This is a genomic window from Bifidobacterium tsurumiense (assembly GCF_000741765.1).
Lineage (GTDB): Bacteria > Actinomycetota > Actinomycetes > Actinomycetales > Bifidobacteriaceae > Bifidobacterium > Bifidobacterium tsurumiense.
This window is the reverse complement of the sequence record NZ_JGZU01000007.1, coordinates 11877-37662: the sequence shown is the minus strand read 5'-3', so window position 1 is coordinate 37662 and position 25786 is coordinate 11877. Positions and strand designations below refer to the sequence as shown.

Sequence of the window (25786 nt, the reverse complement as noted above, 5' to 3'; positions counted from 1 at the left end):
CCCGTCGCATTCATCAAGTCGAATGCGACGGGTATTTTCGTGCGTATGAGCACATCGAAGCATGACACCGCTTCTCAGCGGACCAAACCGAAGCGCAAAGGTTCAGGTCCGGTTGCATTCTTTGTATCGCTGTTCATTCTCGCCTTGGGGGCCATCCAATTGGTTTCCACATTCCATAGCTATGCGTTGAATCTGGCTGAGCTCAATGGTTTGAAGCGCCAAGAAGCAGCATTGATCGAACGCAAGCAAGAGCTGGAAAATGATATTGCCCGATGGGATGATACGGCATATGTCACGGCACAGGCACGTGAGCGATTGGGATTTGTGTTCCCCGGTGAGCAAGCCATTCGAGTTGACCATCCTGAGGCAGTGACAGGAGAGAGCGATACCAAGCAGCAAACAGGCGATTCGTCTTCGGAACATTCAAGCTTGCCTTGGTATAGTGAACTGTCATATGCATTGAAACAAGCGGATCAGTCTGAAGATACTTCGACATCACCCAGCACGACCGATAATTCTTCCGGGTCGAGCGGCAGTGCTGACGGAACCGATGGCAGTGCCGGTCAATCCGGCAATTCGCAGCAGTGAATAGTGAATGTGGGCAATTGCGACCTGAGCAAGCTCGCAAGCGTAATGAACAATCGCAAGCATCAGCGTGAAGGAGAGCGGTTTGGATACGAAGGAGCAAATGGCGGTCAAGGCCAAGCAGATGGTCGAAGCCATATTGCAGCATCCTGCCACCCAAGAGGATATTGACATCGTCCAGGAACAATTGCATCGCTATCCCAGAGGATGGTAGCCGTAGGCGCCCGTTGTGTGTGCGGAAGGCCCCTGGCCGTAGTGACGCGTCCGAAGCTGGATGATGGGACGCCTTTCCCCACCTCGTGCTATCTCACCTCACCCGAAGCGGTCAAGGCGGTCTCGCATATCGAAGCAGAGGGCGTTATGGCGCAGTACGGCCAGATGCTGGCAGAGGATGTACAGCTGAAAGCAGCGTATGAGCGTGCACATGAGATGTATCTGGCATTCCGTCACGCTTTGGCAGAACGTCTCGGCGATGACGAAACCTATATCGAGGGAATTAGTGCAGGAGGGATGCCTGTGCGCGTGAAGTGTCTTCATGCGTTGCTGGCTCAGACCCTCGTTATGGGATCGGGTGTGAATCCGATAGGTGATTTGACCTTGGATCGCATTTCAAAGGAATTTGATCCGCGGGTCTGCCGCTGTTCGCTCAAGCCTGTGACAACCCAAGATGACCAGCCAGAGTACAACGAGGAGAGTGAAGCATGAGTGCTTCGGTGACGGTAGCTGGAATCGATTGCGGAACCAATTCGATCCGACTGAAGATTTCCCGCGTTGATGACCAAGGCATGCATAAAGTCGTTCCACGCATGCTTCGGGTGATCCGCCTCGGACAGGACGTTGACACCACACATCGTTTTGCGGACGCCGCTTTGCAACGTGCATATTCCGCTGCCCGAGAGTTTGCCGAGGTGCTGTCGAAACACGATGTCGACGGCATTCGTTTCGTAGCGACTTCAGCTACGCGTGACGCCACGAATCGCGAAGAATTCGAAGATACCATGGAAGACATTCTGGGTGTTCGTCCGGAAGTCATCAGCGGCACAGAAGAAGCGGATCTCAGCTTCCTTGGCGCAACAAGCGTGGTATCACGCAATGAATTCGAAGTGCCTTATCTCGTGGTGGATTTGGGAGGCGGTTCCACTGAACTCGTTTTGGGTGGAGACGGCAAGAGCCTGCCGACAACTCAGGTTCAAGCCGCGTATTCCATGAATATCGGCTCTGTGCGCATGACAGAGCGGCATCTGCATGATGACCCTGCAACACAGCAGCAAATCGATGAGGCGATAACAGACATTGATGCTCGAATCGATGAAGCATTTCGCGTGATTCCAGCGGGGAAGACGAGGACGATAATCGGCGTTTCCGGCACGGTGACCACGATGACGGCTTTGGCGATGGGATTGACCAAATATGATCATCGCGCCGTTGATGGAGTGCGTATGCCAATTGCCGAGGCCAAGGCGGTCAATGATCGATTCTTGCGGATGCCACGGGCTCAACGTCGTGAATACGGCACCATTCACCCTGGACGTATTGATGTGGTTGGCGGTGGTGCCTTGGTGTGGAGCCGTGTGCTCGACAAGGTCGCCGAAGCCGTTGGCCAAGATCGAGGATTGCCTCTTGATTCATATGTCGCCAGTGAGCATGGTTTGTTGGACGGTATTGTCCTCGATTATGGACGCAGACTCTTGGCCGAACGCGGGCTTTCTGCCTGATTGAGGCATGCCGCGGGTATCCATAGACAATGGATACCCGTATGTATATACTCTCTTATCGCGATGAATTATGCGCCCCCTTGGCGGAATTGGTATACGCAGCGGACTTAAAATCCGCCACCGCAAGGTTTGTGGGTTCGAGTCCCACAGGGGGCACGGTTGGGGCACTGTCGATCGGCAATGCCTGTTTCATGTATCGCTCAGTATTGCAATCGATGACCCTCGCACGGCGAAACACGCCGTAAGGCAATGCAATACAAGCCTTGAGCGAAGTTGCAGCTCCAAGGCAGTAGCATTGATGTGTTTTGCTTGTCAGGATCGTTGCAGATGAGGTGTGCCATGTTCAGTGTGCTTGACATGTTTTCCGTAGGTGTCGGACCGAGCTCTTCGCATACCGTTGGGCCAATGCGGGCGGCCAGGGCTTTCGTGGCTTCTCTGGAGGGAACATCACTGCTGAGCACAGTTGCGCGAGTGCAGGCGACTCTGTACGGGTCGCTGTCATTGACCGGATTTGGCCACGGAACGGATAGGGCTGTGATAGTCGGCTTGGAAGGCGCCGAACCCAATACCGTGGACACCAATCGACTCTTGGATATCAAGCATATTTGCATGCAACAAAAAAAGCTCGCTCTTATGGGGGCGCATATCATCCCATTCGACGTCGAGCATGATGTTGCCTTTGATATGTGGCATCGACTTGCGGAACATCCCAATGGGATGCGGTTCCAAGCATATGACCGTGACGGAGAAATCGTTGACGAACAGGTGTGGTATTCCGTGGGCGGAGGATTCATCCGCCAAGGCCGTCGAGATGATGCGGTTATCGGCAATCATGATATTCCTCAAACCCAAGCCCAAGTGCCATCGCAGGAGGCGGATGTCGAGGCTCATGGATGGTCTTCGCAAGTGCCATACCAATTCGCTTCATGCAATGAATTGGTCGAGCTATGCGAACGCGAAGGCAAGAGCATAAGCGAAGTGATTTGGGCCAATGAAACCTCCATGCGTCCTGCAGCAGAAGTGAGGCAAGCATTGCTTCATGTCTGGCATGTGATGTCTGACTGCATTCATGCAGGATGCACGAGCAGTCAACAGGTCTTGCCGGGAGGTTTGGACGTGCCTCGTCGCGCACCTGATATGTATGCAAGGCTCACGGCTAATTCGGATGCTTTGCGCCGCGAACCACGTCGTAGCGATGCGGCTTTGGAAAGTTCGGATGCCGCCTGGGTGAATCTCTTCGCTCTTGCCGTGAGCGAGGAAAATGCCGGAGGCGGGCGTATCGTTACGGCGCCCACGAATGGTTCGGCGGGGATTATGCCTGCGGTACTGCAGTATTACTGGAACTTCGTGGACAGCGCATCGGAGGACGGTGTGGTGCGATTTCTACTGACTGCAGGGGCAATAGGATATTTGTTCAAACGAAATGCTTCTATCTCAGGTGCGGAGGTCGGATGCCAAGGGGAGGTCGGTTCCGCCTGTTCCATGGCCTCTGCAGGATTGTGTGAGGCCTTGGGCGGCAGCCCTCGTCAGGTTGAGAATGCCGCGGAAATCGGCATTGAACACCATCTCGGTCTGACATGCGATCCTGTGGGTGGATTGGTGCAAATACCATGCATAGAGCGCAATGCCATGGCTGCGAATACCGCCATCAACGCTGTGCGCATGGCCATGCTGGGCAATGGTTCTCATATTGTCAGCTTGGATCAGGCTATCAAAACCATGAAGGACACCGGTGAGGACATGATGTCGAAATACAAGGAAACATCACAGGGCGGCCTTGCGGTCAATGTGGTTGAATGTTAGCCAGTGAAGCCTTATCGATTCGAGCAGCACAATCGCTGTTCAACGAAAGGCAAATGAATATGACGTTTGTCGCTAATGGTGATAATCTATGACACATTGTGTCATACGAGACACACTAGTGAATAAGGCACGTTAGGAGGAGCACATGGCTCAGAATATGCCTCAAGTCAACGCCGAATTCGGCGCTGCACCTGTGATTGAATTTGCCGAGGATCAGGCGCCTGCAGGTTTGAAGGTGCAGGAATTGGTTGAGGGCGACGGCCCTATGGTCCGTCGGGGCGATACGGTTACGGTGAACTACCATGGCGTGGTCTGGGGCAATGACAAGCCCTTCGATTCGAGTTTCGATCGTCATCAGCCCGCCAGCTTCGGCATTGGTGTCGGACAGGTTATCAAGGGTTGGGATCAGACGGTTCCAGGACATAATGTCGGTTCTCGTTTGGTCGTTTCGATTCCACCTGAGTACGGTTACGGTGCTCAAGGAGTGCCTCAGGCCGGAATCGGTGGCGGTGACACGTTGGTATTCGTTATCGATATCATCTCGACTCGCTGAGTGTGCGAGGCAGAGGCGCCGGCGATAACCGGCGTCTTTCGCATAATTAAACGGATTTGCTGCGCGAATATGCGCAGTGACGCAAATGAATGGGAGTAATTGGAATGGACGGGGAAAAAACCATTCTGCTAACGCAGGAAGCCTATGACAAGATGAAGGAGGAGCTCGAGCACCGCGAGGGTGAGTATCGCGAGGAGATTACCGAGCGAATCGCTGCAGCTCGTGCAGAAGGCGACTTGTCAGAAAACGGCGGATATCATGCCGCTCGAGAAGAGCAGGGAAAGAATGAAGGCCGTATCAACGAGCTTACGGTGAAGCTGCGCAATGCCAAGATTCTGCAGGCGCCAAAGGCCGGCTTGGTGGGCAATGGATCTGTGGTCACACTTGATCTGGCTGGCCGTGAGATGACGTATGTGCTGGGTTCTCGCGATATTGCGGTTGCCACCGACTACGATGTGATCAGCCCTGAGTCACCTATCGGTGCTGCCGTTGATGGAGCCAAGCAGGGTGATACGGTGAGCTACACCGCACCGAATGGTCGTGAGATTTCGGTGACCATCAAAGAAGCCAAGCCTTTGGAATAGTCTTGTCGAATTGAGGCTTGGGATTGGGTTGTCTGAACTGATCCAATGCTTATGCGCATGCCCTTTGGAAAGCTGTAATGCAACGCTTCTCCAAAGGGCATGCGTTGTAATGGGCATCCATGACATGGTGGAACGCCTCATTCATTGCGATGTACAACCCATAGCCACTTGTGCTGCCATTATCCAGCCATTCGCGAAATGTAACACAAAGCGACAACTCACACAGGCAGTCTTGATGACTAATGCCATAAATTGACGATAATCATATAAATAGCCACTATTTGGCAAGCGTATCCGGCAATGGTGCCGGTATGGAAAATCTCATGGAATCCAAATACGGTAGGCCAGGGATCAGGTTTGCGCAGGGCATACACGATCGCTCCGGCGATATAATACACGCCACCGGATGCAATCAGAATCACGACAGCAGGTCCTGCAGCGGGCGACATCCAGAACATGCCCATGAAAGCGACTCCGGCAACACCGAAGATGATGTAGACGATGACATAGAGCCATCGCGGAGCGCTGATCCAGATGACATGAACGATCATGGCTGCCGCAGTGCAACTCCACATGCCAATTATGATGACATTCCGCCAGAAAGGCTGTAATGCAAATGCCGTTGGAGTGTATGTTCCTGCGATGAGCAGAAAAATATTGGCGTGATCGATACGACGAAGCACATCGGTGGTTTTCGGTGACCAATCGCCGAGATGATATGCCGCTGAGTTTCCGAACAAAATCAGCGAGCAGACCATGAAAATGGCGCAGGCCCATTTGAGTCCGGTTCCCTGGGCAAGGCATATCAATACGATTCCTGCTGCCAAAGAGAGGGGAGTGGCAATCGCATGGAGCCAACCGCGCATCAGTGGCTTGGGTCTGCCATGGACATCAAGTCGAATCTTGCGTGGGGGTTTGCTGATGTCGATGCCTTCGATTTTTGCAGCACGGGTCTCGGCATTTGCGATGATGTGCAATGCTTTTGCACGAGCACGTTGTTCAATGGCATGGGCCTTCGCCTGGGCTGCCAAGCGGATTGACTCGGCCTTTGCATGGTCCGCTTGTCGTTGAGCTCGGGTGACTTGTTCAAGCAAGGGTTGAGTCGGAGCTGACTGCCGGGCTGTGTCGACGTCCTTGTCATGGTCAACCGCGTTATTGCCGCTTGAACTGCGCTCGGGATGCATGGTGTCTTGTGAGCTGGCTGGTTCAATGGAATGAGCAGTGTCGAATGCATTGGCTGTCGATGAATCTGCTGCAGTAGCTTCTGCATTCTTCGACGACTGGGCAGTGGTTTCGCTCATGGAAACTGCACCTCGGTTCTGAATCGCTATCGTAATTACGCAAGCGTAACCTACGATAGCGTAACTACATGATTTTCTGGGCTGAATGGCGCCATGGAACGTCATTGAGCGGCATGTCGTAGCGTATCGCACCATGCGTATGATGGTGGGCATGGCAGATTTCACTCATATTCTTGCGAGCAGGCCTGATTTTGACGACTCGGATCGCGAATGGTTGCATCATCTGGTCGCCGACTGGCAGGTTATCGCAGATCTCAGTTTCGCTGATTTGTTGTTGATATTGCAGACGGGCGATGGCGGATATGTCGTTGCAGAGCAGTGCAGGCCCTCAACGGTGATGACCTTGCGCACAGAAGATGTTGTGGATAATGCCGTAAATGACGATATGGTTGCCGAACTTGATGCCGCTATGCTCAGCGATGATATCTTCCGTTCCACCGTGTTGCGCAGCGTGGGCAAATCGACCGTATGCAATGTGTACGCTCCTATCCATCACAACGGCAAAACTCTGGGACTGGTGGTTCGAGAAACCAATATGTCCACGAGGGAATCCACTGGTCGATATGAAAACGAAAGCATCAAGGCCGGGAAACAGCTTTTCGAGATGATTCCGCGCGGCGAATTCCCTTATAAGGATTCGGTGATGAATCAGCGTCATATCGCTCGTGTCGCAGATGGTTTCATTGTGCTGAGTGTGGATGGCGTGGTGCAGTATGCTTCTCCTAATGCAATTAGTTGCTTCCGTCGCCTCGGCTCCTTGGTCACCATGCAGGGGCAGTATTTGAGCGAAGTGGGCACGGGTTTGCTGCATACCAATGATTCCTTCCCGGAAAGCCTTCCGTTGGTGCTCAGCGGCAAGGCAGCAATCGACTCTGAGCTTGAGGCGAACCGGTCAGTGGTGTCCATGCGATCCTTGCCGTTATTCGATGAACGTGGCAGAACAGGAGCCATCGTGCTATGCCGTGATGTCACTGAATTGCGCAGGCGTGAACAGGAATTGCAGACCAAGGATGCCACGATCTCTGAGATTCACCATCGTGTGAAGAACAATCTGCAGGCCGTTTCCGCACTGTTGCGTCTTCAAGCGCGTAAGACGACTTCCTTGGAGGTGAAAAAGGGCCTTGAGGAAGCACAGCGTCGTGTTCAGACCATAGCCATGGTGCATGAGGGCCTGAGCCAGACAGCGGATGAGATCGTTGATTTCGACAAAGTGATATCCAATCTGCTGAAGATGAGCGTTGATCTGGCCACAATGCGCGATCAGCATATTCATATCAACTACATAGGCAAATTCGGCATGATGCCTGCGCAGGATGCCACTCCTTTGTCGCTTGTACTTACGGAATTGATCACCAATGCCGTCGAACACGGTTTTGAGGGGCGCAAAGACGGCAATATCACGATTTCCGTCGGCCGAGGTGGCAATAACCTCAATGTAGTCGTAGAGGATGATGGTTCCGGCCTCGTCATGGAAGAGGGACGCACTATGCCACGATCTGCAGGATCCGGTTTGGGAACGCAGATCATCAATACCTTCGTCACCAACGATTTCGGAGGCACAGTCAGATGGGAAGCGCGTCGTGAGGGCGGCACACGCGTTATTCTCGACATGAAGCTGAGGGCTGCCGCTTCTGAATCCGAGTGAACGGCTCTCACCAACGGCAAGAGGCTGATCCGGATATTGACACCGGATCAGCCTCTTGCCATGTCTGAAGAGAACTTCAAACGCTTATCAGACCTGCATCTGCATACTCTGTGAGCGGCGGGCACGCATGGCGCGACGCTTCAATGCACGGCGCTCATCCTCGCTCATGCCTCCCCAGACGCCATAATCCTGGTTGGTGTCCAAAGCACATTTCAGGCATGCATCAATAACCTTGCAGGTACGGCATACTGCCTTGGCCTCTTCGATCTGCTGATACGCTGCACCGGTGTTACCGACAGGGAAAAACAGCTCAGGATCCTTGTCACGACACGCGGCCTTGGCACGCCAGTCAAAAGCACTGCTCATTGTTTCGAGTTCCTCCAATATGGATGACCGTAGTAACAAACCACGTACCACATAAGCACGAATGCCCTGACTTTTCAAGAGCTTTGGCTAAAGGATTTGCATTTTTCTTGTTCGTCGCCATCGTAAGGGCACTGGATAAGCAGCTGTTGGGCGCGATGGATCAACACTGCACGACCCGGTGTCTCAAGATCTGCCTTGTCGAATTGTGCGATCATATTTGCTGGAATTCCATTGATAAGATCTGTCGAACGATCTCCGGTGGGGAACAGGATGCGATTGGGGAAATGGTCTTGAAGTCTTATATGACGAGAAGATTGAGCGGTCACCACGGCGAGCGAATCGGGGGATTGCAAGGCATGCCGTATTTCTTGAGACAGAGGATCCGTCGAATACGGGTCGAAGAGTGGATCCGCATCGTCAATAAGCCAAATTTGCAAGTAGGAATATTTGCGGTGTGAAGCATCATTATGCGATGTGCACGGCGAGAAGCTGGAACATCCAGACAAGGTGCTCTTATGCCATTCGCCTTGTACGACGTGAAGACTATGGATCGGTGGATGGCATGTGCTCTTCAGTCGTCGTCTCAGCGTAGCCAATACGGTGCTTTTCCCACGACCACGTTGCCCTATGATCGCAAGGTTGCCGTTGCATAGGGGCACGGCGACCTCGTGAAAACACATGCCATCATCACCCAATGCGATTATCGGGTCATTGTGGTTTCCATGTGCCTGCACAGCAGATGCCAGGTCGGTGTTGCTTTTCACCACATGAGGCAAAGGAGGTGTGAACAGGGCTTTGGCAGAGGGAATCCCTGCCATTGCGCTCGCGTCCTTGATCGCTAAAACCAGTGATTCGCATTTGTCAACCATGGCACAGCGTATGGCATGCAACACCTCGCCATCATGGCAGAATCCCGCTCCGGGCAGCGTTGGGCTGATCATGGCGGCTGCGGATGAGCCGATCAATTCATTGGACTGCAACGCATCGCGAACTCGTAAGCACATATGGATCGCCATATTGGCTTTGATGTCGGTGCCAACCTGTGCCAAAGGATTTTGCGTGCAAAGTATGATATGCATACCCAATGAACGGCCCAGTGATGCTATGCGAGACAGTCTGTCCATATAATCCGGTAGCTGCCCGCGCAGAGCATGATATTCATCGATAACTATTATCAGCGTCGGGGGAGGATTCTCAAGATCATCGGTTGCGGTGACTTCATATTGCGCGACTAATTGCTCACGCCTTTGCAATTCGGATTCTATTGCCAATAATGCGCGCGTGGCATGTTTCAGATTGAGATCACAGACCAATCCCGCGGTATGTGGCAGTGAAGCCAATGCGTTGAATGCGGCACCGCCTTTGAAGTCCAAGAAGATGAAATGCAAACGGTCTGGCGGAATGGTAGCGGCATAAGCGAGGCACCAACTTCGCAATAACACAGATTTGCCTGAGCCCGTTGTTCCCGCGATGAGTGCATGAGGGCCATGTGTACGTAGATCCAGCGTAAATATGCCGTTTTTATCGGTGCCCAACGGAATGGTCGGTTGCTTCAGCCAACGAAGTATTATGCTTCGCCACAGCACCGGATCCTCCTGTCGATTCAGGGCCAATGCTGCTTCAAGACTTATTGACTCAATGGTTGCAAAGGATGGGGGAGATGCGGAGTCGAGCCGTGACTGTTGCGCAGTGGTTGTGGTGGAATCACGGTCGATGCCTTGGGATTGATCGTGCTTGCTCAATCTGGATACCGCCGTAATGGCATAGAGAAGACTGCCCAACAGATTGGGAACAATCATGGCGAGCAATATCCATTGATGCTGCATGATTGCGAAAACAGCCATAAACAATTGGGTAATCGCAGGGGCGAAGGTGATAGCCAAGCGTAGCTTTTCTAGTGAAGTGAAACGCTCAGAAAGTCGTCTCTCAGTCGATGAATCTCCGTCATTGCTTGGCCGTTCCTGTCTCATACACACAGCATGCGTGACACAAGGCAAGAACGGCTAGCGCAATAGACTATGTGGTCGAAGGCAGCACTAGCTCTCCTCGGCGAGCGTTCCTACCGTGCCTGCTTCGTGGGTGCCCTCTGAAAGAGATTTGAACAGAGCGAGGTTTTTGGCGTCATCAAGCAATACAGAAGAGCCCACGCCGTCGACATAATAGTCAGGATCGGTCCAATACACGCTTCCGCTGACGCCTGAACTGCCGGATGCGTCTCTAAACGCCAAGGCCATGGAGATCAAGGTGCTGGGATTGGTTGTGCTGTCTACGCTCAAAGCATCCAATGTTGCATTGGCGACATTGTTCAGTGTGCTGATATTGGTCAATGTCGACGCGGACAGACTTTTCTTCATGATGGCGGCAATCACCTGTCGTTGACGTGCTGCTCGCCCAAAATCCCCCTCTGCATCTGCATATCGCATGCGGGAGAATGCCAGAGCGGTTCCTCCGTCCGCTGTATGGCAGCCCGCCTCCCAATTCAATCCGGAATAAGGATCGCTTACGGTCTGGTCGTAGCATAATTCAATGCCGCCCAAGGCATTCACCACATTTTCCAATCCGCCGAATTTCAATTGGGCGACGTGCTCGATTTTCAATCCGGTGATTTCCTCAATCTCCTGCACGAGCTGCACTTGGCCGTAGAATTGTGAAACCGCATTGATTTTCATATACGTGTCATCAATGGAAACCAAAGAATCACGTGGAATGGAAATCAATGAGCTAGGGCCATGCTTGGGCTTGGTCAGTACCAAAATCGTATCAGTGCGATACCCGGAGATTTCGTCTGATGTTCCCCCTGTGTTATCGCCTTCTACGCGTTCATCAGAACCCAGAATGAGCCACGATGTTCCGGAAGTCGAAGCCTTGCTCGTTAACCAGTCTGACTTGTTGAGTTTGCCGTCGACCCAATTCCACAGAAGGAAACCGCCCAAAAGCATCGCCACAAGCAGTACGGCCAACGTCTTGAATGCGATATTGCGCACACGGTGGCCGCGTTTGCGTGCAACGGCACCGCCTCCTCGGACGGATTGCATTGCCATAGCTTGTGGTTTCGGGGAAGTGCCTGTCAGGTTATGTTGAGCGTTCACGGCATTGACTGCGTTGCGCGATGAGCCAGAAGATCGACGAGCTGATCGTTGTCCAGATGCGCTGGGCCTATTTGGCTGGAAGCTTTGAGGCTGTTGCGACTGGACAGATCCTGCCGATGACGAAGCATGAGTGCGTCGTGTTGCATTGGAACTGCTGCGGGCGGATGCAGGAGCATAGCTAGGTGGGGTCGATGACTGCTGAGCTGTGTGCGAGGTATCGGCGGAGACATGTTTACGCCTGGTACCGGAGGGCACGAAGCTTGGTGGCGTCGCCTGAGCATTGTCGCCGTTGTGCGCTTGCGCCATTATTGTCCCTTCCTAGCGTGATTCTCCTGTCACTTTTACACGGTTGGGAGAGCCAAAACCTACCTGAGTCATCAATCCTGCGCAGGAACGGCACATACCGTGGCATTGAGATAACGATCAGCGATGCCGATATATTGGCCGGTCACTGCATCTCGAATGATGCCGTCATCTGGATCGACGATGCCTCCCGTAGCAGGATCGATCAGATTGCCCTGCGCGTCGGTGATCAAACCAGTGGTCGGATCAATGCTCGAGGTGCTGCTTGCGGCATCGGAAGAAGCGGTATCCGCCTCGGTCGAGGTATCAGTGGATGCACTCGACTCAGAACTCTCGGTTGACGCGTCGGTGCCGTTGGCATCAGCGGATTCACTCGAGGTGTCAGTGCTCTCATCAGTTGATTCGGTGAGCGGCTGATTCTCACGCAACTTGGCCCATACTGCATCGGCATCTGAGCTCCACACCACACGATTCTGATCATATGGAGCAGCCGTCACTGGAATGGTACGTGCATAGATATGTGAGGTATCCATGTCTTTCATGCTCATCGCCAAACCCGCAAGGGTTGCTGTATCGGCCAGTCCAGTGCTGATATTCAAGGAGTTCAGAGCGGATTTGGCAAGTTGATACAGCTGATCGACCTGAGTGAACAGATTCTTCTGCATTGCCTGCTTGAACAGTTCCTTGATCAAGTATTGTTGGCGCGTGGTTCTCATGATGTCAGAACCGTCGGTTCCTGTGCCATGACGCATGCGGGCATACTGCGTGGCCTGGGTTCCGTCCAGATGCTGCAGGCCACGGGATAGGGTCAATCCGGTGTAGCTGTCGGTGGTGTCGGTCGCGATGCACAGATCCACACCGCCAATGGCGTCGATCATATCGCGCAGACCTTGGAAATCAACGACGATGAACTGTTGAAGGTCCAAACCGGTAAGCGCGTTGATAGCAGCCATGGTGCAGCTTGCCGCGGATGACAGATCCCCACCCTGTTGGTATGCGGTGGAGAAAATGGAATTGAACATGATGTTGTATTGTGCCGGAATGGTGCCGTTTGTGGTTTGGCAACTCGGCACGGACACAATCGAGTCTCGTGGGATCGAAACGATATTCACCCATGAACGGTCGGCGCTGATCTGCACAACCATAGTGGTGTCGGCCATATGGTTTTCGGTGGATGTGCCATCGTCACCGCCAAGTGAGGCATTGCTATCGCCTTCGCGGGTATCCTGTCCAAGAAGAGCAAATTGAATGGGTTGGCCGGCGTTGGGATCGATCACAGTCGGTGTGGCGGTGGACTGACTGATGACCTTGACCGTATTGTTCACCACAGTGCTATTGAGATCGATGTACGCCGCGGCAGCTGCAGTGCCCACAAAGGCAAAAGCCGCGCATACCACGCAGATAATGGTAGTGCGTAAGGCGTGGCGCACATTGTATCCAAGACTATGACGTGGGCGTGCCTGTTTCCAGCCATTGATATTGGGGAATTTGCTGTTGCTTGAACGGTGGGATGTCACGCTATTGCCTTCCTGCCGGGGTGTCTATACACAAGACACCTCCATCAACTGCCGGTTTTGCCTTGAGTGAACTTCAAATCGTTAAGATTGTAAGCCATATACCTGAGTAATGGGGTCTCTGCGCCGATTTATGCACAGGATAATTGCTGAATTGTCAGAATTTGCGATAGTCGCAGCTTCTGAAGCCAGTATCATGCGGTGGCGTTGTGAAGGTGTTGTATGCAATCCCTGAAAATTTCTTGGGAATGCAATTTATGCGATGCCAATTATGCAATACGGAACACATTCGCGCGGATTGCCGAACCAGTAGTTCGGTCAAGTGTAGACCGATAACGCTTCGTGCGGATGAGTGTAGCAGTATTGCGTTGTCTCCATTTGGCACGAGCGTTACCCCCCATGCGTACACTGGAGCGTATGAGTTCCACGGACAGCACCGATATTCAGCAGATGGTAGCGAGCCTGTTGGCCAATCGGCCCTATTCGCATCGTCAGGATGTGGATGAGGGTGTTGTGGCTGCGGTCACTCTAGAACACGATATGCGCTTCATAGAGGCTACGCTTCAGGCGGTGTTGTCGCAGAGCGTGCTTCCGGGATTGATTATCGTTGCCGATTGCACAGATAGCATAGGTCAGCCCGTGCAATCCTCTTTTGAAGTCATACCTTCGCCATCAGGGCTTGCGTTGCGTATGCCGCAATCCAAGAGGGTTACGGTGCAACTGGTGGGAGTCAAGGCTCCCCGTTCATTTACGGATGCCATGTCACAGGCATTGAAGGTCGCGAAGGTGCCGACTTCTATGCGTTGCGTCTGGATGTTGCATGATGATTCAAGACCAGCAGATGAGCATTGTCTGGAGACCTTGCTTGAGGCCTGGCGCAGTGCGCCCACTGCTTCGCTTTTGGGAGCGAAGCAATTGGATTGGGATGCGCAAGCCTTGCATAACGTTGGTGCATATGCTGCAAAACATCGTATTGAGAGCTTGGTGGTGGAAGGCGAACCGGATCAGGAGCAATACGATGCTCGTCGAGATGTGTTCAGTGTTTCCTTGGCTGGCGCGTTATTGCCTGTGGCGACGTTGCGCTCTCTTGAAGGCATTGACTCATGGTTTGGCACTTTCCGGGAAGGCGTTGATTTTTGTCGCCGCATATGCTTGAGCGGCGGGCGAGTGGTCGTGGTTCCCAAGGCTCGGATCGCCCATAGGCGTGCCCGTTTTGAGGGACTGCGTAATCGCGAAGGTCATGCCATTGAAGATGGCCGCACTGAGAATTCGGCATTGTCTCGTATGGCGGCGCAGCAGCGGTATTGTTACACCGATCGCAGGCTGGTTCTGTGGCCGGTGATTTGGCTGTTGAGCGTCTTCGTATCCGTGGCGAAGGCGGTTTGGCGCCTATTCAATAAGCAACCCTATGAGGCGTGGTGTGAGATTTGTCTGCCATGGCTCATGTGGACGGGTTGGACTCATGCGATCCGTGCACGACGCAGGGTGCGTAGGCAGTCCAAGGTTTCATTGTCGCGTCTTTCCGTATTGGTCGTGGACAGGCATCAGTTGGCGCAATGGCGTGACCGAAGGAATGCCTTGGAGAACCAGAGGAATATGGTATTGCTCAGTCCTTTGGCGAAGGCTCATCTGCGTGTGCGCATGTTACGAAGGTGGACGGCTGCGCTTGCCATGGCGATAGTGGCAGGTGGCTTCGTTATTGCAACGAATTGGGAAGTGTTCCGATCTGCATTGTCCGGTGGTTCGTTGTATTCGAACACCCTGCTTCCGACCGGGGCCAGCTTCCAACAATTGGCAGAAGCTGCTACCACGCCATGGGCATATGGCTCGGCTACTGGCATGCCGGCTCCACCATTGCCCGTGGCTTTTGGTATGGATGGTTGCTACACTCTTCACCATTGGCCATATCAACGCCGCGCTCATTGCATTATTCTTCTTGGCGGCGCCGCTGAGTGCATTATCTTTCTGGGCCTTGGCGGGCGTATTTACCCGTTCGGACGCGGTGCGCGTGACGGCTGGTCTGTTTTGGGCTTCGCTTGGCATTGCCTTGGGGCTGTATGCCCAGGCAAATGTGGCGATGCTGACGGTTATGGTGTTTCTGCCAGCCGCTTTCGCATTTGTCTTCCGTGCAGTGGGGATGTATGTTACCGAAGATCCTGTTATTCCCCGCGCATCGGTGCAATCTGCTGCTGCGGCGGCTCTGTGTTTTGTGGCTGTGGTCACGTCGGAGCCTCAATTGCTGCTGCCACTTATCGTGTCGTTTGTGGTATTCGTGATTGTTGTCAGAAGGCATCATGCCATGTTGCTGCTCATACCGTTGCCTGCGGCATTCGTGCTTGCGCCAACCATTTTGAACGCCATCCGATATGCAGCTATGGGCTCTTGGCGTCAGCTCTTCGCCGATGCCATGGTGTCGGATACTTCAGGAAATGCGGCACCGGCGAGCCTTGGCCTTGGCACCATGCTCATGCGGGCTTTTGGCATTCATTCGGTCCACAGCGTCGCCGATTGGTCAGCTTTGGGCCCATGGGAATGGTCGATTGCCGCAATATTCGTTATATGTGTGTTGGCATCCCTGATCGCACTTGTCAAATCCTCGATGGTGCGTGAATCGCGCATGATGTGGGTGGTTATGCTGTGCGGCGTCGCCGTTGCATTGATATCAGCCCGTGTCGCTATTGCGGTGGATGAAGAGGGCGTGGTTGCTGGCTCGGTGATTCCCGGATTCGCGTTGAGCATGGTCGGCATACTCTCATGTGTCTGTATGATCGCAGGGGAGGCGGTGAAGCAGTACAAGCCATTGCATGATTCCTCGCGCCAATCACGAGTGTGGGCAATAGCCGTGGGCGATTCAGTTGCTGGGCATGTGCTTCGTACTGTGCTGGCCGCTGTTATGGTAGCTGCAACTTGTGCGTATGGCGGTTTCGGTTTGATAAGGCAGCCATCCAGCCTTCATGTCAGTGATGAAGGGCTGCCTATGGTTGCCATGGATTATCTGCACAAGGACAACAGACATAGGATTCTTGCCTTGCGGGCGGAGGGAAGCACTATTGTGCAATGGACAAGCATGCGCACAAGCAGGGGAGATCTGATAGATTCCTCTCCTGCGCAACGGGCGCAGTTCGCATCCGGAATTCAATCCCCTCAGCAAGAAAGTCTGGCCGCCTCAAGTGCGCGTTTGTTGGCAAACGCCGATGCGGAGGCCGTTGCGAATATCAGTGCCCTTGGGTATGGCGGAATCTATGTGGTCGCATCAGGCGATGAGCATATCGATGAGGATGCGACGCAGCGTCTGATTTCCAATATCAATGCATCGGATGGCGTGCAGGCAGTGGTTTCATCGGATTCCGGAACATATTACCGTTTGACCATCAATGACCCAAATGCCCAAGTCATCGACAATTCAGGTGTGCAATATGCTTCTTCTACGACTTGGAGAACGGCCTGGTTGATCATTATGGGAATAGTGGTGGCGATGTATTGTCTTGTTGCGGTTCCTCGGCCATCGGCACAGCGTTATCGACAGGAGGAAGCATGAGTAATCAAGCCCTGCCCTCGGCACCTAAGAAACATACTGCATTGCGGGTGACTATGGCAGTGTTGAGCGGTGTTTGCATCGTTGGTGTTCTGGTCGCCATGGCGATTATTCCTCCGTCATGGATTGCACACGACAGTGTCCCGCGTGAGAATGCGCGGATGGCACAGACCGTCAGTCAGACGCAATTGACATCATATTGTCCCGCGCGTATGGATCTGGCAGATTCTGGATCATATGGAGACAGTGAGTTCCAAGCTTCTTCCGGAAATGTGACATCATCTGCCCGATATGCGGCTTTTGGGTCAGTGTATCGAGCCACGGTGTCTCGTATCGGCAATGATGAAGACAGTATCAACCTCGACAGTGACAGCAATCTCGATGCCAATAATGCCAAGGTGGCTTCCGGAGATGTCAACGACGGTGCGCGCTTTGTCGATACTCGATTGTTGCAGGCGCAATCAGGCTCCGGCATGGCGGCATCGGTTGTCTCATGGGCCACAGAAGGCGATCTGCGAGGAGTTTCGGCGGCTTCATGCGCTGCTCCGAGTCTCGAACAGCGCTTTGTGCTGCCGAGCAGTGCAACGGGAACGACCCACCAATTGGTTGTCGCCAATCCCTCTTCGAAGGCCACTTCCTTGCAAATTGAAGTCTGGGGAACTAGCTCGAGCGGTGCGTTAAGTCTTTCAACCGCTAGCAGTCTCAATGTAGCCGCACAGGCAGAATCAGTGCTCGATCTTTCGGCGGCAGCCCCAAGCCAAGACGGTTTGTATGTCAAGGTGAGCAGCAAGGAGACGCCAATAGCTGCTGTGGTCCGCACGGTCAAGATCGATGGTTTGACTTCCAAGGGTTCAGATTATGCGGAGCCATTGCCTGAAGCTCAACGATCGGCGGTATTGAGCGGAGTTTCTGCTGACGATGAGGTGAGTATCGAATTGTTTAGCGAGCAGGACACCACAGTCACAGTGTATTGGTTAGGCAAAGAAGGCAGATCAGAAGCCAAGAAGCAGGATCTTGCCGCTCAACGAGTCAGCGTGGTTGATGCCGGCAAAGCCCCGCAAGACACCTACGGCGTCATGGTGGAAACAGATGGCGGCACTATCAGTGTGAGCGCGCAACTCACGAGATCAGGCGACGGGGATCAGCAGGATTTTGCCTTGACGGGAATGCAAAGTCCGGCTCAATCCTCCGCGATTACGATCCCTGATAATGTTCAGGCCACTGTGTTGATTGCGAATACTGCCGATCAACAGGAGAGTGCCACAATTCAGGCATTCGATGCCTCAGGTAAGGCACTGGGGAGCAAAGAGATCACGGTCGACGCTTCCTCATCGCTGAGTATGAAGCCCGAGGATATCGATGAGAATGCGGAACTCTTGTTGATGAAAGATAACAGCGCGCTGGCGTGGAGTGCTCGTGTGCAGCAGCAATCGGTATCCGATGCCAAATTGGCTGGACTTGCTGTTATCACACCAATCGCCTTGGAACCCCAGAATGAGACGATCTGGGCGCAATCAGATCAACATGTGGTTCAGTAAGCTCGATACTTTGAATGGTGGTTGTTTACAATCCCCATTCAGGGTCTATTTCCTCAGGCCTGCGACCATACAATTCCGCCAGTCTTCCGACTAGCTCGTCCCGTATGGCCCACTGAAGCTCCATCTTTGAATGGGCGTGGGTTTGCAAGGGCATCCGGTACAGCACGATGCGTGCAGGAATTCCGCGACCTGCAGTGAAGCATTGCGATGCCATGCTTGGATTGGCCTCCCATGGAGCGGGTTGGGATGGTGGCACATCCTCAACAGCGAATTGGACAGGCTTGATCAGATTCGGCCAAGCTCCGTTCAATCTGCGGATCTGCGCAGCTACCATATCGTCAAACATTCCGCTACTGGTGCGATACCGAGGCAAACGCACGCCGAACATGGGTGTTCTGACTCCGCGACCGTGGCGGTTTCGATACACATGAGCTTGCCAAGGAGGTTGCAACATGCCTCCACCATAGGTCAAGACGTAGGCAATAGGCTAGGATACAGTCATTGGCTTATCTCAACAGGAGGTCATGCAATGGATGAAGTCGCGGTTCCGGACTGGAATGACGCCGATTTGCAAGCGATATGCAAGCATATGAGCATACTCGCTTTTGACCTTGACAATACCTTGGCACGGTCGAAACGGCCGATGAGCGAGGCAATGGCCGAACGTATCGCAAAGCTCACGCATCTTGTGAATATTGCTGTTGTGACTGGCGGAAAAATGGCACTGGTAGAGAGCCAGGTACTTGCAATGCTTGCGAACAAGGATGTGCGATACGAAGCCTTGCATGTGATGCCAACGAGTGGTGCACGGTATTACCGTTGGATTGATGGGGATTGGAGCTGCATATATGCGCATAATCTCACGGATGAGCAACGTCAGAGAGCCACTGAATCCCTTGAGCGCCATGCCCGCGAACAGGGAATTTGGGAAGAACATCCTTGGGGCGATCGCATTGAGGACAGAGGAAGTCAGATTACCTTTTCGGCATTGGGACAGCAGGCGCCATCCCATGCCAAGGAAGTATGGGACCCCGGCAATGTCAAAAAAGCGAAATTAGTGGCATCCGTGGCTCCGGATATTCCCGATTTAACCGTTCGCTCAGGCGGTTTTACCAGTGTGGATATTTCATTGAGCGGAGTCGACAAGGCATATGCTGTTCGAGCATTGGCAGAACAGACTCATACGAGTGTTGCCAGTATCGCTTTTGTGGGCGACCGGATGGATCCAGGCGGCAATGATTATCCCGCTGCTTTGGCGGGTGCTATGGCGTTGAGGGTGCAGGGGCCCGAGGATACTTTGACATTGTGTGACGAGCTCATATCTTGGTGCAGTGCCATTCGATAATCGGTCATAATAACCTTGTCGAACGCTTATCGGTGAGGACGGGTTGCATCAGCTGCTTCAAGAAGCGGTAACTCGGTCCGGTGTTGTGGCGTATGAGGTGCCTGTGCTATTGGCGAGGATTCCCACATCTCTCTCAGTATGCCGTTGCGATGCCTGTCTGGAGTCTCACTCTTACCGAATTACTAGGCCACCCAAAAACCTCCGACCACATGTGTGGCAGAGCATTCTCAATCAATGCCGACAACGCTATTGTGATGGCATGAATCGAGCAGTGTATGTGTTGAAATCGTTCATGGCATTGGTACGCGATGTTATCGTGCCGCGTGGATGCGCTGGGTGTGGCGAAGTTGATGCTGTGCTGTGTGATGCATGTTGGTCATTGATGCATCGTTTTCGGATGAGAAGCCTGTATGGCTGTTCTTTGGACCATGCCTATGCATGTGCCGGATATGAGGGCAGCATACGAACAGCGATTTTGCAGTGGAAAGATCATGGGGATCTCGAGTGTGACCGCGTTTTTGCCGGAATTCTGACAGATCTCATAATGCAATGTGCAGATATCAGAGCTGGTCCAGTTGTTTTGATTCCGGCACCTTCTTCTCATCGTTCAATGCGTGCTCGTGGAAGGTGGCATACCAAGAATTTGACGCAATATGTGGCTCGAGAGCTGCGTGGCAGGGGAGTGGAAGCGCATGTGCGTACTGCGCTATCCATGACCGGCAAAGTGGAAAAATCCGTAGCAGGCAGTGCAGGGAGAAGATCGGGCAGACTCCGCAATCACATCAGAGTGGATCTGAACGGTTGCGGGGATGCAGACACGGTTATTCTGATCGATGACATCATCACCACTGGGGCAACAATGTCCCAATGTATCAATGCGCTGCAGACTGCGGGATTGCAAGTAGATGCGGCCGTCGCGTTGGCAGCAACCAATGATATTCGCATGGACACAGGGTGAGGTGTATCCATGCGAATATCATTGGTTAGGAGCGAATACCATAACACACGTATCCGGTGAAAGTGACCGTATGAGGTCTGTTTTCACCATGGTCGAGTCACAATGCGATGTGGTATTTCGGCAGAACGATCTCGAAATCAGCACCTCTTGGGTCATCGACCACTCGCACCGTGCCGCCATGCAGATGCGCGGCCCATCGGGCTATGGACAATCCAAGACCAGTGCCACCGGATTCAGTGCCGGGACCTGTCTTACCTTTGACGAATCTACGGAATATATCCGAGCGTGCCTCTTTGGGGATCTGCGAGCCGAAGTTCACCACATTGGTCACGATCATGCCGTGGTCCTCGTCGATATGTGCTTCGATTAATACCGTGGTTTCATCCGCGGAATGCTTTAAGGCATTGGCGATGATATTGGTGAACAGCTGGCGCAAACGATCCTGGTCGCCTTCCATGGTTATGGATTCGGGCACATGCACCTCGATGGAATGGGCATGTCCGGCATCGGCTATTTCCAATGGTTCCACGGTTTCATCGATGAACTGGGCGAAATTGAAGGATTCAATTTCGAGGCTTGCGGCTCCTGCTTCCATACGGGAAAGATCAAGCAAGAAGGCAATCAGATCGGAAAGACGATAGGTCTGTTTCAAAATGCCGTCAAGATTGGCTGGAGTGGGTTCGATCACCCCATCGGCAAGATTCTCCAGCATGGCCTGCAGTGCCGAAACAGGGGTACGCAATTCATGGCTGACATTGGCGATCATATCGGAACGCATTTGATCTGCATGCTGCAGTTCCTCAGCCATATCGTTAAAGGAGCGTGCAAGCTGTCCGACCTCATCATTGCTATCGGTTCCTGTTTCCACTCGGACCGTATAATCCCCATCAGCCATCGCTTCGGCGGCATCTCGCATTTGGCGTAACGGTGAGGTCAGACCACGAGAGAACAGGTAGGTGATACCCAAAGAGACGGCCAAGGTGAGCGGCATAGCCACCCAGCCACTCCACCCGACTTTGAGCAGGAACCAAGCCATGACAAAGGATATAGCCGTGGCGATGGCGATGAGTGCACTGAGTTCGACCTTGAGTGAGGAGAGCAGACCAATAGGTCGCCCGGAGTCCACAAAGGATTCCGGGCGACGGGAATTACGAGCGAAATTAGGCACATTAACCTCTTGCTCAGCCTTAGTTCTCGGAACTGTGATCCGGCTCCGGTGGTTCAAAGGCATATCCCACACCGTGAGCCGTGCGAATCATTTCAGAACCGAGCTTGTGGCGCAAGGCCTTGACATGTGAATCCACAGTACGGGTTCCGGAAGCGTCAGGCCAATCCCATACCTCTTCGAGCAGCTTTTCTCGCTTGAATACCGACTTGGGCTTACGAGCCAGGGTAGCCAACAAATCAAATTCTGTCGGTGTGAGATGAATCTGCTCGCCGTTCATGGTGACTATGCGCTGGCGCGGATCGATGACCAGCTCACCGAAGTCCAAAACCTTTTCATTCTCCATGTTCTTGGCAATGGTTGCGGCACGCTCAATACGACGGAACAAGGCTTCGCAACGAGCGATGAGTTCGCGCGGGGAGAAGGGCTTGGTCATGTAATCATCGGCCCCGGCTCCCAGTCCGAGCACCTTATCCGCTTCCGCATCTCGTGCTGTGAGCATCAATACAGGAATCGGGCGTTCTGCCACAATGCGTTTCGTCGCTTCGATGCCATCCATAATCGGCAGCATGATATCCATGATGATCAAGTCAGGCTTGAGCTGGCTTGCAGCGCGCACTGCGCTGGCACCATCCGATGCCACGCGTGCCGTCCATCCTTTTGCTGTGATGCGTTGTGCAATAGCCGTAGCCAGATCAGGCTCGTCTTCAACAACCAGGATGGTGCGTGGCACCGGTTGGCGGTGAACAGTATTAAGCATATTGGTTTGCCTTTCAGTCTTCAGGCTTCAAGAATACCGCTCCCAGTGCCGGAATGGTGAGTCTCGCCGAATATGGGCGGGAATGGTATTCTTCCTCCTGAGCTTCGAAGCTTCCATTATGGATACCGGAACCGCCGTATTGTTCGTCGTCGGTGGTGAGCACCTCGTTCCAACGACCGCCCTTGGGCAGCGGTACCTGGTAATCCTGCCAAGCTTCACCTGAGAAGTTTACTACGACAACCATGGTTTCGCCCTGAGAGCCGATACGCATGAAACTCAGCGTATTGTGGTCCGCATCATCGCTGGTCAACCACTGGAAACCAGCAGGATCGAAATCCTGGCTCCACAATGCAGGTGAAGCCTTATACAAGGCATTCAAATCCGCTACCAGCTTCTGAATCTGACGATGTTCCTGCCAATTCAGCGCATTCCAATCCACAGAGGAGTCATGATTCCATTCGCCATATTGTGCGATTTCATTGCCCATGAAGGTCAGATTCTTGCCTGGATGAGCCCACTGATAGGCAAACAGCGCACGAACGCCGGCATAGCGCTGCCAGTCGTTGCCGGGGAACTTGCCGAATAATGAACCCTTGCCATGCACGACTTCATCATGGCTTATCGGCAGCACATAATGCTCGGAATATGCGTAGACCATGGAGAATGTGATCTCATTATGATGCCATTTGCGATTGATGGGTTCCTCGTGCAGATATTCAAGGGTGTCATGCATCCAGCCCATATTCCATTTGAGACCGAAACCAAGGCCTCCGGCGTCGGTGGGCGCGGTGATGCCTTGATATGCCGTGGATTCCTCAGCGATCATCATGATGCCAGGATTGTTCTTATAGGCAGTGGCATTGGCTTCTTTGAGGAAATCGATGGCTTCAAGATTCTCACGGCCACCATAGATATTGGGATGCCATTGACCTGGCTCGCGGCTGTAATCCAGATACAACATAGAAGACACCGCGTCGACTCGCAATGCATCAATATGGTATTCGCTCAGCCAGAAGTTGGCATTCGCTACGAGGAAGTTGCGAACTTCGCGACGTCCGAAGTTGAAGATGTACGTTCCCCAATCAGGGTGGTCGCCACGGGTGGGATCCGGGTCTTCATACAAAGGAGTGCCGTCAAAGCGACCCAAGGCGAAGCTGTCCTTGGGGAAGTGGGCGGGGACCCAATCCATGATCACGCCGATTCCGGCCTGATGGAATCGATCTACCAGATACTTGAAGTCATCAGGGGAACCAAGTCGCGAATCGACCGCGTAATATCCAGTGACCTGATAGCCCCAAGAGCCGGAGAAGGGGTGCTCTGCAAGAGGCATGAACTCAACGTGGGTGAACCCTTCTTTGGATACATACGCCACGAGTTCCTCAGCAAGCTCGCGATAATCGCGAATGCTCTTCTTCCAACTGCCTGCATGCACTTCGTAAATGCTCACAGGACCGGAATGCGGATCCGTGGCCGCGCGTTGTTGCATCCACTTTTCGTCGCTCCATTTAAATGTGGAATCGCTCACCACAGAACCGGTTGCAGGAGGTACCTCATGGGAGCGCTCCATAGGATCGGCTTTCATCTCCCAAACACCGTTGGCATTCAGGATTTCGTACTTGTAGACCTCGCCGACACCCACACCTGGAATGAACAATTCCCATACGCCGGAAGACCCAAGCTCTCGCATGGCATGGCGACGGCCGTCCCAGCCATTGAAATTGCCGACAACGCGGACCGCATGCGCATTAGGAGCCCACACCGTGAAGGCTGTGCCTTCAATATCTCCTAACGGATCGTCGAAATGATGGAGATGAGCGCCCAGCGCATCCCACAGGCGTTCGTGACGGCCCTCTGCGAATAGGTAGGTATCCATATCGCCTATTTGGGGGAGATAACGATATGGGTCATCTTCATTTAGTACTGTGCCGTCCGCATATGTCGTTTGTACTCGATAATCAGGGACGGCCCATTCGTCGCCATTCTTTTGTGCGGCGAAAACCGCGGTGAATACGCCATTGTATTCATGCTTTGCCTCATATTTGCCGTCCAAGGTGATTATGGTCACCGTCTTGGCAAAAGGTCTGAGGACTCGCACGGTTACGAAACCTTCACCACTGTCGGTTCCGAGGTGCGCCCCGAGCACCTCGTGCGGATTGTAATACTCTGCATTGGATACGGAATTAAGTATGCCCTGGTCAACCGGCAGCATAACGGTATCCTCATTGATGTTCTTGTTAGTGCTCATGCTCAAAGCATAGACACGAGAATGCCTGAACGCGAACCTTTGACACGGTGTGTTTCGTATATTCATGTGAAATTCAGCTGTTGCAACGATGAAGTCTTGGTGAGATGGCATAATTAACCGAGTTTCAGTCTGCTCTCACGGAGGATTCATGGGGTACAAGGTCGGCGATATGGTCGTCTATCCGCGTCATGGCGCGGCAAAGGTGGAAGCCATCACCGAACGAACGGTAAAAGGTGTAACGCGCGAATACCTGCAGCTTTCGGTATTGTCATCGGATGGACTGGTTATCAATGTGCCAGTTGATAACGCCAAGAAGGTTGGCGTTCGCGATATTGTCGACGGCAACGAGGTAGCCAAGGTATTTGAAATCCTGCGTACTCCGATCATCGAAAAGGAAATGAACTGGTCTCGCAGATACAAGCTCAACGTCGAAAAGATTGCTACTGGCGATGTCAATAAGATTGCCGAAGTGGTGCGTGACCTGGCTCAGCGTGATGTTGATGAACATGGCTTGTCAGCAGGCGAAAAGCGTATGCTGACTCGAGCTCGCAGCATTTTGACATCGGAGATCGCCTTGTCTGAAAAGCTTGACGAGGAACAGGCCCAGCGTTTGCTCGATGTGAATCTCGGTTATGCGGATCCGATGCCGGGTGATGAGGATCATCACACCGAGGCTCCTGAGGAGCCTGCTGCCGATACTTTGGCAAGGCTTGAGGCCGAGTCCAAGAAAAGCAAAAAGAAGAAATGAGTTCAACTCAGGAACCGAATGCCCGTGACCATCA

General features: G+C 53.1%; 19 protein-coding genes, 1 tRNA gene and 2 pseudogenes. 13 read left to right on the top strand and 9 right to left on the bottom strand.

Annotation, left to right across the window (positions count from 1 at the left end):
* Nucleotides 1–45 precede the first annotated feature (45 nt).
* From BITS_RS03695 to BITS_RS03665, 7 genes and pseudogenes are all read left to right on the top strand, one after another.
* Nucleotides 46–588: an FtsB family cell division protein gene (locus tag BITS_RS03695; protein WP_044259442.1), complete on the top strand. Its 543-nt coding sequence runs from the start codon at nt 46–48 to the stop codon at nt 586–588.
* A gap of 100 nt (nt 589–688) precedes the next feature.
* A pseudogene (locus BITS_RS03690) lies at nt 689–1290 on the top strand (DUF501 domain-containing protein).
* Entirely contained in the window at nt 1287–2300 is a 1014-nt protein-coding gene (locus BITS_RS03685) for a Ppx/GppA phosphatase family protein (RefSeq protein ID WP_026642100.1), read from the top strand. The pseudogene BITS_RS03690 and the gene BITS_RS03685 overlap by 4 nt, the downstream one beginning before the upstream one ends.
* Before the next feature lie 74 nt (nt 2301–2374).
* Nucleotides 2375–2456 (top strand) — tRNA-Leu (locus BITS_RS03680).
* A gap of 183 nt (nt 2457–2639) precedes the next feature.
* Entirely contained in the window at nt 2640–4103 is a 1464-nt protein-coding gene (locus BITS_RS03675; RefSeq protein ID WP_026642099.1) for an L-serine ammonia-lyase, read from the top strand.
* 145 nt (nt 4104–4248) lie between these two features.
* Nucleotides 4249–4656 (top strand): FKBP-type peptidyl-prolyl cis-trans isomerase, encoded by a 408-nt coding sequence (locus BITS_RS03670; protein WP_026642098.1) that lies wholly within the window; start codon nt 4249–4251, stop codon nt 4654–4656.
* Nucleotides 4657–4760: 104 nt separating this feature from the next.
* On the top strand, nt 4761–5240 hold the full coding sequence (locus BITS_RS03665) for a GreA/GreB family elongation factor (RefSeq protein WP_026642097.1): 480 nt from the start codon (nt 4761–4763) through the stop codon (nt 5238–5240).
* A gap of 239 nt (nt 5241–5479) precedes the next feature.
* Here BITS_RS03665 and trhA read toward each other — a convergent pair whose 3' ends face one another.
* The gene (trhA, locus tag BITS_RS03660; protein ID WP_081693524.1) at nt 5480–6424 is read right to left on the bottom strand and encodes a PAQR family membrane homeostasis protein TrhA; all 945 of its coding nucleotides are present in this window, start codon (nt 6422–6424) and stop codon (nt 5480–5482) included.
* A gap of 268 nt (nt 6425–6692) precedes the next feature.
* Between trhA and BITS_RS03655 the strand changes: the two genes are divergently transcribed.
* A complete protein-coding gene (locus BITS_RS03655) occupies nt 6693–8186 on the top strand; it encodes a sensor histidine kinase (protein ID WP_026642095.1) in 1494 nt (497 codons plus the stop codon).
* 87 nt (nt 8187–8273) lie between these two features.
* Here BITS_RS03655 and BITS_RS03650 read toward each other — a convergent pair whose 3' ends face one another.
* From BITS_RS03650 to BITS_RS03635, 4 genes are all read right to left on the bottom strand, one after another.
* Nucleotides 8274–8552, bottom strand: coding sequence for a WhiB family transcriptional regulator (locus BITS_RS03650; RefSeq protein ID WP_026642094.1), 279 nt, complete (start codon nt 8550–8552; stop codon nt 8274–8276).
* A gap of 74 nt (nt 8553–8626) precedes the next feature.
* Complete coding sequence (locus BITS_RS03645; RefSeq protein ID WP_051264336.1) at nt 8627–10522, bottom strand: FtsK/SpoIIIE domain-containing protein; 1896 nt, start codon at nt 10520–10522, stop codon at nt 8627–8629.
* 66 nt (nt 10523–10588) lie between these two features.
* Entirely contained in the window at nt 10589–11947 is a 1359-nt protein-coding gene (locus BITS_RS03640) for an LCP family protein (protein WP_026642093.1), read from the bottom strand.
* Between the two features lie 71 nt (nt 11948–12018).
* Nucleotides 12019–13461 (bottom strand): LCP family protein, encoded by a 1443-nt coding sequence (locus BITS_RS03635; RefSeq protein ID WP_026642092.1) that lies wholly within the window; start codon nt 13459–13461, stop codon nt 12019–12021.
* A gap of 414 nt (nt 13462–13875) precedes the next feature.
* On the opposite strand from BITS_RS03635, the pseudogene BITS_RS03630 reads away from it, so the two are divergent.
* Together BITS_RS03630 and BITS_RS03625 are read left to right on the top strand one after the other, a co-directional pair.
* Nucleotides 13876–16996, top strand: a pseudogene (locus BITS_RS03630) (glycosyltransferase family 2 protein).
* The gene (locus BITS_RS03625) at nt 16993–18531 is read left to right on the top strand and encodes a DUF5719 family protein (protein ID WP_026642090.1); all 1539 of its coding nucleotides are present in this window, start codon (nt 16993–16995) and stop codon (nt 18529–18531) included. The pseudogene BITS_RS03630 and the gene BITS_RS03625 overlap by 4 nt, the downstream one beginning before the upstream one ends.
* Nucleotides 18532–18556: 25 nt before the next feature.
* Here the strand turns inward: BITS_RS03625 and BITS_RS03620 are convergent, their stop codons facing one another.
* Nucleotides 18557–18985, bottom strand: a complete 429-nt coding sequence (locus BITS_RS03620; protein WP_026642089.1) for a metallopeptidase family protein — start codon at nt 18983–18985, stop codon at nt 18557–18559.
* Nucleotides 18986–19060: 75 nt separating this feature from the next.
* Between BITS_RS03620 and BITS_RS03615 the strand changes: the two genes are divergently transcribed.
* The gene (locus BITS_RS03615; protein WP_026642088.1) at nt 19061–19876 is read left to right on the top strand and encodes an HAD-IIB family hydrolase; all 816 of its coding nucleotides are present in this window, start codon (nt 19061–19063) and stop codon (nt 19874–19876) included.
* 259 nt (nt 19877–20135) lie between these two features.
* On the top strand, nt 20136–20834 hold the full coding sequence (locus BITS_RS03610) for a ComF family protein (RefSeq protein WP_044259410.1): 699 nt from the start codon (nt 20136–20138) through the stop codon (nt 20832–20834).
* Nucleotides 20835–20931: 97 nt separating this feature from the next.
* On the opposite strand, the gene BITS_RS03605 is transcribed toward BITS_RS03610, so the two are convergent.
* The 3 genes from BITS_RS03605 to glgB form a co-directional block, all read right to left on the bottom strand.
* Entirely contained in the window at nt 20932–21960 is a 1029-nt protein-coding gene (locus tag BITS_RS03605; protein ID WP_026642086.1) for a sensor histidine kinase, read from the bottom strand.
* A 61-nt stretch (nt 21961–22021) separates the two neighbouring features.
* The gene (locus BITS_RS03600) at nt 22022–22759 is read right to left on the bottom strand and encodes a response regulator transcription factor (protein ID WP_026642085.1); all 738 of its coding nucleotides are present in this window, start codon (nt 22757–22759) and stop codon (nt 22022–22024) included.
* A gap of 13 nt (nt 22760–22772) precedes the next feature.
* Nucleotides 22773–25004: a 1,4-alpha-glucan branching protein GlgB gene (gene glgB / locus BITS_RS03595; RefSeq protein WP_026642084.1), complete on the bottom strand. Its 2232-nt coding sequence runs from the start codon at nt 25002–25004 to the stop codon at nt 22773–22775.
* Nucleotides 25005–25152: 148 nt separating this feature from the next.
* Between glgB and BITS_RS03590 the strand changes: the two genes are divergently transcribed.
* Nucleotides 25153–25752 carry a CarD family transcriptional regulator gene (locus tag BITS_RS03590; RefSeq protein WP_026642083.1) on the top strand — a complete coding sequence of 200 codons (600 nt, stop codon included), beginning with the start codon at nt 25153–25155 and terminating at the stop codon, nt 25750–25752.
* The last annotated feature ends 34 nt before the right edge of the window (nt 25753–25786 follow it).

Coding starts and splice junctions, on each gene's coding strand:
- BITS_RS03695 (WP_044259442.1), top strand. CDS start 46: ATGAGCACATCGAAGCATGACACCGCTTCTCAGCGGACCAAACCGAAG.
- BITS_RS03685 (WP_026642100.1), top strand. CDS start 1,287: ATGAGTGCTTCGGTGACGGTAGCTGGAATCGATTGCGGAACCAATTCG.
- BITS_RS03675 (WP_026642099.1), top strand. CDS start 2,640: ATGTTCAGTGTGCTTGACATGTTTTCCGTAGGTGTCGGACCGAGCTCT.
- BITS_RS03670 (WP_026642098.1), top strand. CDS start 4,249: ATGGCTCAGAATATGCCTCAAGTCAACGCCGAATTCGGCGCTGCACCT.
- BITS_RS03665 (WP_026642097.1), top strand. CDS start 4,761: ATGGACGGGGAAAAAACCATTCTGCTAACGCAGGAAGCCTATGACAAG.
- trhA (WP_081693524.1), bottom strand. CDS start 6,424: ATGCATCCCGAGCGCAGTTCAAGCGGCAATAACGCGGTTGACCATGAC.
- BITS_RS03655 (WP_026642095.1), top strand. CDS start 6,693: ATGGCAGATTTCACTCATATTCTTGCGAGCAGGCCTGATTTTGACGAC.
- BITS_RS03650 (WP_026642094.1), bottom strand. CDS start 8,552: ATGAGCAGTGCTTTTGACTGGCGTGCCAAGGCCGCGTGTCGTGACAAG.
- BITS_RS03645 (WP_051264336.1), bottom strand. CDS start 10,522: ATGAGACAGGAACGGCCAAGCAATGACGGAGATTCATCGACTGAGAGA.
- BITS_RS03640 (WP_026642093.1), bottom strand. CDS start 11,947: ATGGCGCAAGCGCACAACGGCGACAATGCTCAGGCGACGCCACCAAGC.
- BITS_RS03625 (WP_026642090.1), top strand. CDS start 16,993: ATGAGTAATCAAGCCCTGCCCTCGGCACCTAAGAAACATACTGCATTG.
- BITS_RS03620 (WP_026642089.1), bottom strand. CDS start 18,985: ATGTTGCAACCTCCTTGGCAAGCTCATGTGTATCGAAACCGCCACGGT.
- BITS_RS03615 (WP_026642088.1), top strand. CDS start 19,061: ATGGATGAAGTCGCGGTTCCGGACTGGAATGACGCCGATTTGCAAGCG.
- BITS_RS03610 (WP_044259410.1), top strand. CDS start 20,136: ATGAATCGAGCAGTGTATGTGTTGAAATCGTTCATGGCATTGGTACGC.
- BITS_RS03600 (WP_026642085.1), bottom strand. CDS start 22,759: ATGCTTAATACTGTTCACCGCCAACCGGTGCCACGCACCATCCTGGTT.
- glgB (WP_026642084.1), bottom strand. CDS start 25,004: ATGAGCACTAACAAGAACATCAATGAGGATACCGTTATGCTGCCGGTT.
- BITS_RS03590 (WP_026642083.1), top strand. CDS start 25,153: ATGGGGTACAAGGTCGGCGATATGGTCGTCTATCCGCGTCATGGCGCG.